Source organism: Micromonospora sp. NPDC049891 (assembly GCF_040660295.1).
GTDB lineage: Bacteria > Actinomycetota > Actinomycetes > Mycobacteriales > Micromonosporaceae > Micromonospora.
On record NZ_JBFAML010000005.1, the window covers coordinates 56,368 to 69,363 of the forward strand.

Below are 12,996 nucleotides of genomic sequence, written 5' to 3' on the forward strand. Positions count from 1 at the left end.
CCTCGGGAAGGCCGTTGTCACCGGCGCCGCCACCCGGCCCACTTCAGCTCCGGGTCGCCGCCCACCAGGACGAAGCCGTACCGGGTGCCGTCCCAGTCGTCGGGTTCGCCGGGTGCCCAGCGCGCGAGGACGACCTCCGTGCCGGCCGGCGGCCGGTCGCCGAACCAGCGCACCTCGGTCCAGGTGACCTGGTGGCTGAGGTTGAACCTGAGCTGGTAGGGCACACCGGTGGAGGCGGCGACCCGCTCCGGCGGTCGGATCCCCAGCTCGGTCACGCTTGGCGTCGGCGTGCCGGCCAGCGCCAGCGGACGGATCAGCCGCTGCGCGACCACCTGCATGGTCGCCACGTTGACCACGATCAGTGCCGTGAGGACGATCGCCAGCAGGCTCGTGCGCGCACGTCGAGGCCGGGTCGCCAGCATGAGCACGAACAGCAGGCAAGCGGCGACCCCGATCGCGGACCCGACCAGCGGCCGCATCTGTCGCCACCCGCCGGTCAGGGCCATCAGGTCCGGCGCGCTGAACGCGCCCCAGCGCAACGGCGCGTCCTGGGCCACCGCCTGCGCCAGCCGAACGTGGATCAGGACCCCTCCGGCGGCCAGCAGCAGCACCGTGACCCCGGCCCGACGCAGCAGCGGACGGTACGCCGTGCCGAACAGCAATCCGATGCCGGCCAGCAGCCAGAACGGGGCGAACATCTGCACGTACCGGGCGTAGATGGCGTCCGGCACCCGGTCCGGGACGCCGGCCAGGACGACCTCCGCGCCGACGGCGACGCCGACGGTGGTGAGCAGGGCCACGCCGAACGTCCAGCTGACGGCGTCACCACCCCGGCGGCACAGCCGGGTCACCGCCTCGGCACCGGCCAGTCCGGCCAGCCCGAAGGTGACGACCATCAGGTACCACACCTGCGTGCCGACGGACGCCAGCACCTGCGACAGTCCCCGCGCCGAGGTGACCGCCCGCACGGCGTTGCCATCGGCCGGGTCGCCGAGCAGATGCACCGTCTCGCCGAGCAGGCGCACTCCCGCCTCGTTGCCCAGTGCGGCGGCCAGCACCGGCAGCACCGCCGCCGACAACGCGGCCGGACCCAGCCGACGGCGGACGACAAGCGCCAGGACCAGCAGCGCGTATCCGGCGACGATCACCACCCCGCGTGAGTGCACCAGGTGGCACGCGCCCGCGAGGGCACCGCAGACCGCCGCGGTGACCGGACCGGGCCGCTCGACCAGCCGGTGCACGGCGAGCAACCAGGCCAACAGCAGCGGCCCGAGCACCGCGTCGGTCATCGCCACCGTGGCGTGAAAGGCCACCGCCGGCAGCGTCGCCGCGCCGGCCGCCGCCGCCAGGGCCGGGCCGGGTCGCAGCCCCAGCAGCCGGCGACCGAGCAGGTACGCCAGCGGCAGGACCGTCGCGTTCAGCGCCGCGTTGATCACCCGTACCAACAGGTAGGTGTCGACGAAGTCCCGGTCGAGGAGGAAGGCCGGCGCGATCAGCAGCGGGTAGCCGATCCGGCGCAGGGTCTCGTTCTCACTGCTGAAGCCCCCGGGACCGCCGGCCAGGGCACGGGCGGTGTTCAGGTAGCTGTCCTCGTCGGTGTGCGCGAACGGCATGAGGGCGTGACGGGCCAGCCAGATCCGCCAGGCGGTCGCCAGCAGCCAGCCGCCGACCAGCAGCAGGGGCAGCAGCAAGCGTCGACGTCCCGGCGGCGTCGGCCCGTCCGGGTCCGCCGAGCCGCCCGCGTTCTCGGCCCGGGCCGCCTCGGCCTCGATGGTCATCGTCCCTCCCACGACGTGCCCGGGCAGGCAGCCGCCGTCCGGACGCGCCACGGTTCCCGGTCGGGTCGAGACCCTAACGGCCCTGTCCGCGCAGGTCGGCGGGCACGTCGTGGCGACGGCAGGTGTTCGCCAACCGGGTGCCCGCCATTCACCGCCGCACGGCGCGTGGTTAACCGCAGGGCATGAGCCCGTTAACCCGCCGCGTTTAGCGTTCCCACCCGGCCGGCCGAGGCCGACCGCGAAACCGACGAACACGGGAGCACCAGTTGAGCGAGTTGAACGGATCGTCCATCCTCGTCACCGGGGGCACGGGTTCCTTCGGCAGGACCTTCCTGCGGCACCTGCTCGCCGAGACCGATCCGGCCCGGGTGGTGGTCTTCTCCCGTGACGAACTCAAGCAGTACGAGCTGCGCCAGCAGCTCGGCGACGACCCCCGGTTGCGCTGGTTCATCGGCGACATCCGGGACCGGCACCGGCTGACCCGGGCCATGCACGGCGTCGACCACGTCGTACACGCCGCCGCCCTCAAGCAGGTCGACACCGCGGAGTACAACCCGTCGGAGTTCATCGCCACGAACATCACCGGTTCGCAGCACGTGGTGGACGCGGCGATCGAGGCCGGCGTCAAGAAGGTCGTGGCCCTGTCCACCGACAAGGCGTCCAGCCCGATCAACCTGTACGGCGCGACGAAGCTGGTCGGCGACAAGCTGTTCATCTCCGCCAACCACTACGCGGCGCAGCACCCGACCCGCTTCGCGGTGGTGCGCTACGGCAACGTGGTCGGCAGCCGCGGCTCGGTGGTTCCGCTGTTCCGCCGGCTCGCCGCCGAGGGCAGGAGCCTGCCGATCACGGACAAGCGGATGACCCGTTTCTGGATCACCCTGGACCAGGCCGTGCAGTTCGTCATCGACTCGTTCGACCAGATGCAGGGCGGCGAACTGTTCGTGCCCCGCATCCCCAGCATGCGCATCCTCGACCTGGTCGAGGCGGTCGCCCCGGAGGCCACCACCCACGAGATCGGCATCCGTCCCGGCGAGAAGCTGCACGAGGAGATGATCGCCCCGGACGACAGCCGCCGGACGCTCATCGCCAAGGACCGGTTCATCGTGCAGCCGACCATCGCCACCTGGGGCTACCAGCCGCCCGTCGGCTGTGAGCCGGTGCCGGACGGCTTCGCGTACCAGTCGGACTCCAACGACGACTGGCTCACCGTTCCCCAGCTGCGTGAGATGCTCGGCATCGCGGCATGACGTCTTCTTTCCTTCCGTACGGGCGGCAGTCGGTGACCGACGACGACGTGGCGGCGGTGGTCGCCGCGCTGCGTAGCGACTGGCTCACCACCGGCCCGGAGGTCGCCGCCTTCGAGTCCGACATCTCCACCTGGGCCGGTGGCGCCGGGGTGGCGACGGTCTCCAACGGCACCGCCGCACTGCACGTGGCGTACGCCGCGGCCGGCGTCGGTCCGGGCGACGAGGTGATCGTGCCGCCGATGACGTTCGTGGCCACCGCCAGCAGCGCGGTCGCCCTCGGCGCGCGGGTCGTCTTCGCCGACGTGGAGGAGGAGACGTTCACCCTGGATCCGGCAGCGGTGGCCGCCGCGACCACCGAACGGACGAAGGTCGTCGCCGCTGTCGACTACGCCGGCCACCCGGCCGACTACGACGCGCTGCGTACCGCGCTCGACGACAGCGACGCGCTGCTGCTCGCCGACGCGGCCCACTCGATAGGTGCCACCTATCGGGGCCGGCCGGTGGGTTCGCTCGCCGATCTGACCACGTTCTCGTTCTTTCCGACAAAGAACCTGACCACCGCCGAGGGCGGTGCGGTGGCCACCACCGATCCAGGGTTGCTGAAGCGGGCCCGCCGGTTCCGCAACATCGGGCTGGTCCGGGAATCCGACGAGCTGCGCTGGCCCGACGAGGGTGGCTGGCACCAGGAGGTGCACGAGTTCGGCCTGAACTACCGGCTGCCGGACGTGTTGTGTGCGCTGGGCCGCAGCCAGTTGCGCCGGCTCGGTGCCTTCCTCGCCCGCCGCGCCGAACTGGTGGCCCGCTACGACGCGGCCCTCGCCGACCTGCCCGGTGTGCTCGTCCCCGGCCGGCGGCAGTGGGCGGCACCGGCCTGGCACCTGTACCCGATCCGGGTGCTCGACGGCCGCCGCCGCGAGATCTACGAACGGATGCGCTCGGCCGGCATCGGCGTCCAGGTCAACTACATCCCCGCGCACTGGCACCCGGCCTTCGCCGATCTCGGCTACCAGCGCGGTAGTTGCCCCGTGTCGGAAGCCTTCTACGCCCAGCAGTTGTCGCTGCCGCTCTACCCTGGACTGCGCGACGCCGACCAGGACCGCGTCATCGACGCGTTGGCCGCGGCCCTGCGCGGCGGCGCGCTCCGGCCCGCCGCCTGAGGGAATCCCCGATGCACCACGCGAACCACTTCTACGGTCACGCCCATGTGCTGGCCCGCTACGCGGGGTTGGGCGACGGCCACCCGCCCCGGATCAACGGGTACGTCCAGCATGGCTGGAACATCGGCGACGGCCTCGCCCCCGGCCACCCGTACGCCGAGCGCACACCGAGCCTGCTCTGGTCGGAGCAGACCCGGCGGCGGGCCTGGTCGGTCGGGCGACGCAACGTCACGGTGATCGGGGCGCCGTTCGTCTACCTGCTGGCCATGCGGCCGGAGGAGGAAACCCAGCCGCCCCGGGAGGGCACCATCTGGTACCCCTTCCACGGTTGGGAGGGCCAGCACGTCAGGGGTGACCACAAGGAGCTGATCGCCCGCATCCGGGACACCGAGCCCGGCCCGGTGACGGTCTGCCTGTACTGGCACGAGCACCGGATGCGGCGGGTACGCCGGCTCTACGAGAACGCCGGCTTCCGGGTCATCTGCCACGGTTACCGCGGGCACTGGTGGAAGGACACCGACCCGCAGTTCCTGGACCAGCAGCTCGCCGAGCTGCGCCGGCACCGCCGGGTCGCGTCGAACCGGCTGACCAGCGCCATCTTCTACGGCATCGCGGCCGGCTGCGAACCGGCGGTGTACGGCGATCCGATGGTGCTGGCCGACGAGGATCCGACCTTCGGCGGCACCGCCCGGATCCGCCGGCAGTGGCCGCAGCTGCACGGCGAACAGGTGCACCTGCCGACCGCCGTCGAGATCGCCCACGCCGAGCTGGGCACCGACCACCGCCACCCGCCCGCCGCGCTGCGGGAGCTGCTGGGGTGGGCGTACCCGCAGGAGGAGACGACGTGACAACGGAGACGGCGTCAGCGGTGACGCTGCCCGGCGGCGAGATGCTCGCCTGGTCCGACCGGACGGACTCGGCCGGTGACGGGCCCCTCGCGACGCTTGCCGCCCGCCTGGTGCCGGCCGGCGCCCGGGTGCTGCTGGCCGGGCCGCACGGTCCGGCACTGCTCGACGCGCTGGCCCACGCTCGGCTCACCTGCCTGCTGCGCGGCTACCCGGACGCGGCGGTGGTCGCCGGCCGGGTGGACCGGGTGCTGGTGGCCGGACCACACGGCCTGCCCGCCGGCGAGGAGTACGACGTGGTGATCGCCGGTGCCGGGCTGGACGCGATCGAGTCGGTCGAGGGTGAGCGGCTCGGCTGGGGCGGGCTGTTGGCCCGCCTCGTGGCAGCCGTCCGCCCCGGCGGTGACCTGCTGCTGCGCCTGGACAACCCACTCGGCGTGCACCGCCTGGTCGCCGCCGGGAGCTGGTACGCCGGCCGCGACGATGCCGAGTGGACAGTGGGCGGGGTGCTCGACGCCGCCCGCCCCGCCAACCTGGAGCAGCTACGCCAGCGGCTGGCCGCCGCCGGGATGCGGACCGGCGCCTGTTACGCCGCGTACCCGCGTCCGGACCTGACCACCGCGCTGCTGGCCGTCGACGAGCTGGCCCGGCGCACCACGAGCGGGCTGTTCGACGCGGTACTGCACACCGCCTGCACCGACGGGTACACCGGCCGGTTCGTGCTCGCCGATCCGGCCCGGCTGGCCGTGGACGCCCTGCACGCCGGCCGCGCCGCCGACCTGGCACCGTCCTGGTTGGTTCTGGCCCGCCGGCCGGCCGCCGAACCGACCGACCCCGACGACGAGACCCACCCGCTGCCCGGCGGCGAGGTACCCGGCCACCTGCCGGTGGCCCTGGTCGGTGGCCGCGCACCGGACGCCCCGGTGGTCGAGGTGCTGGACGGGGCGCAGGGCTGGCACTGGCGCCGACCCGACGGCGCTGCCCACGTCGGGACCGGTGCCGCGCCGTACGCCAGCCGGGAGGTGGCCCACCGCGACCCGGCTGCCCCCGACGGCCCGGTGCCCGATGGCCGCCTGCTGCGCAGCCTGCTGCTCGACGGGTGCCTGCGCCGCGACACGGCGCTGCTGCGCCGGCTGCTGCGCGGGTACGCCGACTGGCTCGACAGCCAGGCCGAACAGGGACGGCTCGCCGGTGCGGTGGCCCTGGCCGGGGCGGACAACCTGGTCGTCGACGGTGACCGCTGGGCGGTGCTCGACCGGAGCTGGCGGGCCGACGCCCCGTTGCCGGTCGACGTGGTGCTGGCCCGGACCCTGTGGCGATTCGCCGCCGACCTGCTCACCGGCGGGTACGCCCACCCGTGGACCTCCACACTGGACGTGCCGGGCCTGACCGTGGTGCTCGGCGGGGTCGCTGGACGCGACTTCGACCGGGCCGTCGTCGAGGCCGCGATGGAGACGGAGGCCGCGGTCGCCGCGGCGCTACCCGGGCTGGACGGTGCCGGGCGGGTCGACCTGGAACCGTCGGCGGTCACCCCGACCGACCCTCCGCCGGGCCCGCACAGCTACCAGCAGCTCCGCGAGGCGTGGCTGCGCCAGCGGGAGGAGAACACCCGGCTGACCGCGCTGCTCAACTGGACCGAGAACCTGCTCACCGCGCGCGAGCGGGCGCTGCGCCGGGCCGAAGCGAAGATCAACCTGCTGAGCGGTTCGCTGAGCTACAAGGTCGGGCGGCTGGCCATCACCCCGGCGCGGATGGCCAGGCGCGGCGCCCGCGCCGCCAAACGTCGCGCCCGCGCCGCCATCGCCTCGAAGCAGGGGAGACAGAAGTGACCGACCGGATCGTCGGCATCGTGCAGGCGCGGATGGGCTCGTCCCGACTGCCCGGCAAGGTGCTGCGCCCACTTGCCGGACGCAGCGTGCTCGGCCGGGTGGTCCGGGCCGCCCAGGACAGCGGCGTGCTCGCCGACCTGGTGGTGGCGACCAGCAGCGACAGCAGCGACGACGCGGTCGTCGCCGAGTGCGACCGGCTCGGCGTCGCCTGGCACCGGGGCCCGGTCGACGACGTGCTGACCCGCTTCGTCGGCGCCCTCGACGCCCATCCCGCCGACGCGGTCATGCGGTTCACCGCCGACTGTCCACTGCTGGACCCGGAGATCGTCAGCCTGGTCGCCTCGGTGTACCGCGCCGTGCCGGGGCTGGACTACGCCAGCACGTCCATCGCCCGTACCCTGCCCCGAGGTCTGGACGTCGAGATCATCCGGGCGGACGCGCTGCGGACCGTCGACCGGCTCGCCACCGAGCACCACCGGGTGCACGTGACCTCGTACGCGTACGCGCATCCGGAGGTGTTCCGGGTGCTCGGGGTGACCCTCACCCCGGACCGTTCGCAGCTGCGTCTCACCCTCGACACCGCACGCGACTGGGACCTGGTCCGCGCGGTGGTCGACCATTTCGGTGACGTCAGCGTGCCGCTGGCCAAGCTCGCCGACTGGCTGGACGGGCAGCCGGCGCTCCGCGCGCTGAACGCCGACGTCCGGCAGAAGCGGTTGGAGGAGCGCTGAGCACGTTACGCGTCGGACTGCGCTGCGACGCCGGGCCGTCGCGCGGTGTCGGGCACCTGGTCCGTTGTCTCGCCCTCGGTGAGGAGTTCCAGGCTCGGGGCGCCGTCGTCGAGGTCTTCGGCACCGTCGACGGCGTCGGCTGGGCGGCCGACCAGCTCACCGCCCGGGGCATCCCGCTGCACCCCGGCCCGGACACCCCGGACGGGCTGGTCGCCACGGCCCGCCGGCACCACCTCGACGTGCTGGTTCTCGACTCGTACGAACTGGATCCCGCCGGAGCGGGCGCGCTGCGGGCCGCCGGGGTGCTGACCCTGGCCATCGTCGACGGGGACACCCGGGGTCAGGACGCCGACCTCTACCTGGACCAGAACTTCGCCACCGACCTGGCGGTGCCGGCCGGCCGGCTGCTCGCCGGCAGCGGGTACGCCCTGCTGCGCGAGGCTGTGCTGGCCGCCCGGCCGGCGACCCCCCGCCCGGCGGTGGCGGTGCGACCTCCCTCGGTGCTGGCCTTCTTCGGCGGCACCGACGCGGCCGGCGCGGCGCCGGTGCTGACCGAGGTGCTGCTCTCCACCGGCCGGCCGATGGAACTCACAGTCGTCGTCGGCCGGCCCGAACTGGGCGAACGGATAGCTGGGCTGACGCCAAGGCCGGGGCAGTCGCTGCTGCCGGTGCCCCCCACCGGTACGCTGCCGGCCCTGATCGCCGCGGCGGACCTGGTGGTCAGCGCGGCCGGCACCTCCACCTGGGAGTTGTGCTGTCTCGGGGCACCCTCGGCGCTGGTCTGCGTGGTGGACAACCAGCGCGAGTCGTACCACCGGGTGGTGGCGGCCGGCCTGGCCGCCGGGCTCGGTGAGCTGCCCGCGCTGACCGGTGACCCGGCGGCGGTCCGTGCCGCCACGCACACCCTGGCGGGGCTGCTGAGCGACGGGGCACGCCGGGCGGCGCTGTCCGCCCGCGCCTGGGCCGCGGTGGACGGGCGCGGGCGGGAACGGGTGGTCGACGCGGTGCTGTCGGCGCTACGACCCGTCGCCGCGGAGCGCACCCCAGTGCAGTGACAGGCCCCGGGCGGCACGGTCGGTGTTGATCTCCATCATGCTGCCGAGGATCGTCGCCCGGTCGGCGACGATGGCGGTGCCGTCCTGCGTGTAGGTGGTCCGGTCGCTGACGAACACGGCGGCGCCCGGGGGATCGTCGAGGTGCGCCGCCAGCGCCGCGTCGAGGATGCCGGGCCGGATCGTCTCGGTGGCCCGGGCCACCGAGACACCCCGGACTGCAAGCGCCTCGTACAGGGACGTCGCGGTGAAGTCGACCTCGCGCAGTCCGTCCGCGTGCGATGCGCGTACCCAGGAGACCTGGTGCACCGCGCGGCGGCCGGCGAACGCGCGGACCCGCTCCAGCCGCAGCCCGGAGTCGGTCGCGCTGGCCCGCAGCGCCCCGGCGACCCGCGCGGGCAGGCGGCGCACCGCGCGGCCGACGACTGCGGTCCGCACCTCGTGGCCCTGATCCCGCAGGTCGTCGGCGAAGCTGCGCAGCGAGCCGAGCCGGTACGCCAGGTGTGGCGGGCTGACGAAGGTGCCCCGGCCGGGCTGCTGCTCGATCAGCCCTTCGTCGCTGAGCTGCCGCAACGCCTGCCGGAGCGTCATCAGGGTGACGCCGTAGGCGGCGCTGAGATCACGCTGGGAGGGCAGCGCTTCCCCGGGCCGGTAGTCGCCGGCTCGGATCTTGGCGGCGAGATCCGCGGCGATGGTGCGGTACCGCGCCGCGGACGCTTCCTGCCCGGTTGCCATGCCGCCGCCCCGCCCCCTAACCTCCGGCGTCCGCCGACACCTCTGCCGGCACACCGTCCAGTGCCGCCCGCAGCGACCTGACGAATCCGGCGGTCGCCGCCGGGTCCGCGCCGTCGAGCACGCGCCGCATCAGTGCCGCGCCGACGATGGCGCCGTCGGCGTCCCGCGTCGCGGCAGCCGCCTGCTCCGGTGTCGAGATGCCGAAGCCCAAGAATACGGGCCGGTCCGTGACGTCCCGCAGGCGCCGCGCCAGTCCGGCGGCCGAGGCGGCGAGTTGCCGACGCTCGCCCGTGGTGCCCATCAGCGAGACCGCGTAGATGAAGCCGCGGCTGCGCTCGGCGATCTCCCGCAGCCGCCGCCCGGGCGTGGCGGGTGACGCCAGCAGTGCGAGGTCGATGTCGGCGGCCGTCGCGGCCGCGCCCGTCGATCCGGCCTCTTCCAGCGGCAGATCGGGCACGATCAGGCCCTGCACGCCCGCCTCGGCGAGGGCCTGGCAGAACCGGTCCGCAGCGCGACGCAACGCGAGATTGGCGTACGTGCTGACGACGACCGGCACCTCGATCCGGCTTCCGCTCAGATCGGCGAGGATTCCGGCGGTGGTGGCGCCCCGGGTGAGCGCGGCGTGGGACGCCTCCTGGATGGTGACGCCGTCGAGGGTCGGGTCGGAGAAGGGGATGCCGACCTCGATCGCGTCCGCCCCGGCATCGGCCAGGGCGCGCAGGTGGTCGGTCCAGTCCGGGGTGACTCCCCCGGTGAGATAGGGCATCAGCAGCTTGCGTCCACGGTCCCGGCGCAGCCGCAGCCGGGTCTCCAGAGTGGTCATTCCGTCTCCTCGTCAGCCAGGTACGTCATGAGCGTCGTGATGTCCTTGTCGCCGCGTCCGGAGAGCGTGACGAGCACACTGCTGCCGGCGGGCAGGTCGCCGGTTCCGGCGGCCCGGACGACCCAGGCGAGCGCGTGCGCCGACTCGATCGCCGGGACGATGCCCTCGGCGCGGGCCAGCCGGACCGCCGCCGCCAGCGCCTCCTCGTCGGTGACGGTGACGTACTCGGCCCGGCCGAGGTCGCGCAGGTGGGCGTGCTCCGGCCCGACCCCGGGGTAGTCCAGGCCCGCCGCGACGGACCGCGCCTCGCGGATCTGGCCCTGCTCGTCCTGAAGGAACAGCGACTGGAATCCGTGCAGGACGCCGATCTCACCAAGGGCGGCGCCGGCACCGCCCGCCGCCTCGACCCCCACCAAACGTGCCGGTGTGTCGACGAACCCGGCGAAGGTGCCGGCGGCGTTGGAGCCACCGCCGACGCAGGCGACGACGTGTTCCGGTGTGCCGGCCGACAGTTCCTCGGCGCACTGGTGTCGGGCCTCCTGGCCGATGACCGCCTGTAGCTCACGAACCATCCACGGGTACGGGTGCGGCCCGATCACCGAGCCCACGCAGTAGTAGGCGTCCTCGGTGACGCCGACCCAGTGGCGCATCGCCTCGCTTGTGGCGTCCTTGAGGGTCCGGCTGCCCGACCGCACCGGTACGACCTGCGCACCGAGCAGCCGCATCCGGAACACGTTGTGCGCCTGCCGCTCGATGTCACGCTCACCCATGAAGACGGTCACCGGCAGGCCCAGCAGGGCACCGGCGGTGGCGGTGGCGACGCCGTGCATTCCCGCGCCGGTCTCGGCGATCAGCCGCCGCTTGCCCATCCGGCGGGCCAGCAACGCCTGCCCCAGCACATTGTTGATCTTGTGCGAGCCGGTGTGCGCGAGATCCTCCCGCTTGAGCAGCACCGTCACGCCGAGTTCGGCCGACAGCCGAGCCGCCGAGGTCAGCGGCGTCGGCCGGCCGGCGTGCATGGACAGCAGCCGCGCCAGCTCGCCCCGGAAGCCCGGGTCCGCCCACGCCTCCGCGAATGCCGCCTCGACCTCCGCACACGCGGGTATCAGCGGCTCGGGTACGAACCGGCCACCGTGCCGCCCGAACCGGCCGGCCACCGGCCCGGATGTCGAGGCGCGCCGCGCCAGAGCTTCCATGACAACCTCCAACTGTTCTATAACTCTACACTACAGTTATAGAACAGTTTGTCGAGGACGCGCAATGCTTCCGGCACCGACGGCCAGCGACACTGCGGCAGGCCCCGAGGTGGCAGCAGAGGTGTGCCCACCCTCGGCCGACCGGCCGGGCAGCCGCGCCGGCACCCGCTTCGCCAGGCGCCGTCGTCACCTTCGACTCGCCCCGCCAACTGCCGCTCCGCCCACGCGGCGCCGGGTCAGCCCGGGCAACCGTTGCCGGCAAGCCCTGACTACAGTGGCCAGCGCCCAGGGTGGACGGCCGCCCGCTGGCTGTTGGCAGGCGGCTCCTGCGGTCCGAACCACCCTTCACCGGGTAGCCACAAAGGAGCACGTGTGATCTTTTCCGTACGAAGAGCGGCCCTGTTGATGCCGGCGCTTGCTCTCCTGACGTCTGCCGCACTGGTGGCCCCGATGGCGACGAAGGCGGAAGCAGCGACCTGCGTACGCTCCTGGAGCGCCTCGGCGGGTGACTCGGTCGGGAGTGGACTCGGATTCAGCTACTCCGGATGGCCGGGTGGAAATGCACGGGTGAAGGCCACGTACAAGATCTCGGGCACGGTCAAGTCGATCCGGGTGCGCATGTCACAGGGAGGCACCAGCACCTCCACCACGCTGCTCGGCACCTCGGGCAGCAAGGTCACGAAGGACGTCGCCGTGGGCTATCGCACCAAGGGCAGCGGCACGCTGTGGTTCGAGCCCAGGGGTGACAGCACGACCACCGGTCGCACCCTCTACTCCTTCTGCCTGTACCGGAGCTGATCTTCCGCTCAGCAGCGGGGCCGCGGAGGCCGTTCCGGCCTCCGCGGTCCCGCCCGGCCATCGACACGTAGGTCGCTGCCACGCGACACGTCGAGCGCACCCGGCCCGCTAGAACTGGTGTACGAAATCGCTGCTAGGCTGCGGGCATGTCACAGCCCGCGTACCAGCCGTCGATGCTGGAGGTCACCGACGCGCCGCCCGCCCTCGGCCCGCTGGCCGGGCAACCGCGCCGGCACCCGCTGAGCCGGGGCGCCTGGGTCGACCACCTGCCCGGCTGGGTGCACGGCTCCGACCAGGTGCTCGACGTGCTGCTGCGCGAGGTGCCGTGGCGGGCCGAACGACGCACCATGTACGACGCCGAGGTCGACGTACCCCGGCTGCTCAGCTGGTACGGCGCGGGCCGGCCACTACCGCACCCGGTACTCACCGCCGCCCGCGCGGCCCTGACCCACCACTACGCCGACGAGCTGGGCGAACCCTTCGTCACCGCCGGCATGTGCCTCTACCGCGACGGGCGGGACAGCGTCGCCTGGCACGGCGACACCCAGGGCCGCTCCGCCCACACCGACACGGTTGTCGCCATCGTCTCCTTCGGCTCACCCCGCCAACTGCTGCTGCGGCCCCGTGGCGGCGGGACCAGCCTGCGCTTTCCGCTGGGCCACGGCGACCTGGTGGTGATGGGCGGCTCCTGCCAGCGCACCTGGGAGCACGCGGTACCCAAGACCGCCCGTCCCGTCGGCCCCCGGATCAGCGTCCAGTTCCGCCCGGCCGGCGTCGCCTGAGCACATCCACCCGTACGCCC

Annotated in this window: 13 protein-coding genes; 8 read left to right on the forward strand and 5 right to left on the reverse strand. The window is 73.4% G+C overall.

What is annotated here, in order from left to right; genetic code table 11:
* Window positions 1–17: 17 nt before the first annotated feature.
* Complete coding sequence (locus AB0I71_RS08960) at window positions 18–1,778, reverse strand: hypothetical protein (protein ID WP_357582686.1); 1,761 nt, start codon at window positions 1,776–1,778, stop codon at window positions 18–20.
* A gap of 266 nt (window positions 1,779–2,044) precedes the next feature.
* Here AB0I71_RS08960 and pseB point away from each other — a divergent pair, with 266 nt between their 5' ends.
* From pseB to AB0I71_RS08985, 5 genes are read left to right on the forward strand one after another with little or no spacing between them, the layout of a single operon-like run.
* The gene (pseB, locus tag AB0I71_RS08965) at window positions 2,045–3,028 is read left to right on the forward strand and encodes a UDP-N-acetylglucosamine 4,6-dehydratase (inverting) (protein WP_357582687.1); all 984 of its coding nucleotides are present in this window, start codon (window positions 2,045–2,047) and stop codon (window positions 3,026–3,028) included.
* Complete coding sequence (locus AB0I71_RS08970) at window positions 3,025–4,185, forward strand: DegT/DnrJ/EryC1/StrS family aminotransferase (RefSeq protein ID WP_357582688.1); 1,161 nt, start codon at window positions 3,025–3,027, stop codon at window positions 4,183–4,185. The genes pseB and AB0I71_RS08970 overlap by 4 nt, the downstream gene beginning before the upstream one ends.
* Before the next feature lie 11 nt (window positions 4,186–4,196).
* Complete coding sequence (locus tag AB0I71_RS08975) at window positions 4,197–5,033, forward strand: hypothetical protein (RefSeq protein ID WP_357582689.1); 837 nt, start codon at window positions 4,197–4,199, stop codon at window positions 5,031–5,033.
* Window positions 5,030–6,859, forward strand: coding sequence for a class I SAM-dependent methyltransferase (locus AB0I71_RS08980; protein ID WP_357582690.1), 1,830 nt, complete (start codon window positions 5,030–5,032; stop codon window positions 6,857–6,859). The genes AB0I71_RS08975 and AB0I71_RS08980 overlap by 4 nt, the downstream gene beginning before the upstream one ends.
* Window positions 6,856–7,590, forward strand: coding sequence for a glycosyltransferase family protein (locus AB0I71_RS08985; protein ID WP_357582691.1), 735 nt, complete (start codon window positions 6,856–6,858; stop codon window positions 7,588–7,590). Before AB0I71_RS08980 ends, AB0I71_RS08985 begins: the two co-directional genes overlap by 4 nt.
* Window positions 7,591–7,595: 5 nt before the next feature.
* On the opposite strand, the gene AB0I71_RS08990 is transcribed toward AB0I71_RS08985, so the two are convergent.
* Complete coding sequence (locus tag AB0I71_RS08990) at window positions 7,596–7,823, reverse strand: hypothetical protein (RefSeq protein WP_357582692.1); 228 nt, start codon at window positions 7,821–7,823, stop codon at window positions 7,596–7,598.
* On the opposite strand from AB0I71_RS08990, the gene AB0I71_RS08995 reads away from it, so the two are divergent.
* Window positions 7,761–8,645, forward strand: coding sequence for a spore coat protein (locus tag AB0I71_RS08995; RefSeq protein ID WP_357582899.1), 885 nt, complete (start codon window positions 7,761–7,763; stop codon window positions 8,643–8,645). The genes AB0I71_RS08990 and AB0I71_RS08995 overlap by 63 nt on opposite strands.
* Here AB0I71_RS08995 and AB0I71_RS09000 read toward each other — a convergent pair.
* Genes AB0I71_RS09000 through trpB form a run of 3 tightly spaced genes read right to left on the reverse strand, consistent with a single transcriptional unit; the run spans window position 8,607 to window position 11,396 of the window.
* Window positions 8,607–9,377, reverse strand: coding sequence for a GntR family transcriptional regulator (locus AB0I71_RS09000; RefSeq protein WP_357582693.1), 771 nt, complete (start codon window positions 9,375–9,377; stop codon window positions 8,607–8,609). The two genes, AB0I71_RS08995 and AB0I71_RS09000, sit on opposite strands and share 39 nt — an antisense overlap.
* A 16-nt stretch (window positions 9,378–9,393) precedes the next feature.
* Complete coding sequence (gene trpA, locus AB0I71_RS09005) at window positions 9,394–10,200, reverse strand: tryptophan synthase subunit alpha (RefSeq protein WP_357582694.1); 807 nt, start codon at window positions 10,198–10,200, stop codon at window positions 9,394–9,396.
* Window positions 10,197–11,396: a tryptophan synthase subunit beta gene (trpB, locus tag AB0I71_RS09010; RefSeq protein ID WP_357582695.1), complete on the reverse strand. Its 1,200-nt coding sequence runs from the start codon at window positions 11,394–11,396 to the stop codon at window positions 10,197–10,199. Before trpB ends, trpA begins: the two co-directional genes overlap by 4 nt.
* A gap of 567 nt (window positions 11,397–11,963) precedes the next feature.
* Here trpB and AB0I71_RS09015 point away from each other — a divergent pair.
* Window positions 11,964–12,194: a hypothetical protein gene (locus tag AB0I71_RS09015; RefSeq protein ID WP_357582696.1), complete on the forward strand. Its 231-nt coding sequence runs from the start codon at window positions 11,964–11,966 to the stop codon at window positions 12,192–12,194.
* Between the two features lie 146 nt (window positions 12,195–12,340).
* Window positions 12,341–12,976 carry an alpha-ketoglutarate-dependent dioxygenase AlkB gene (locus AB0I71_RS09020; protein WP_357582697.1) on the forward strand — a complete coding sequence of 212 codons (636 nt, stop codon included), beginning with the start codon at window positions 12,341–12,343 and terminating at the stop codon, window positions 12,974–12,976.
* The last annotated feature ends 20 nt before the right edge of the window (window positions 12,977–12,996 follow it).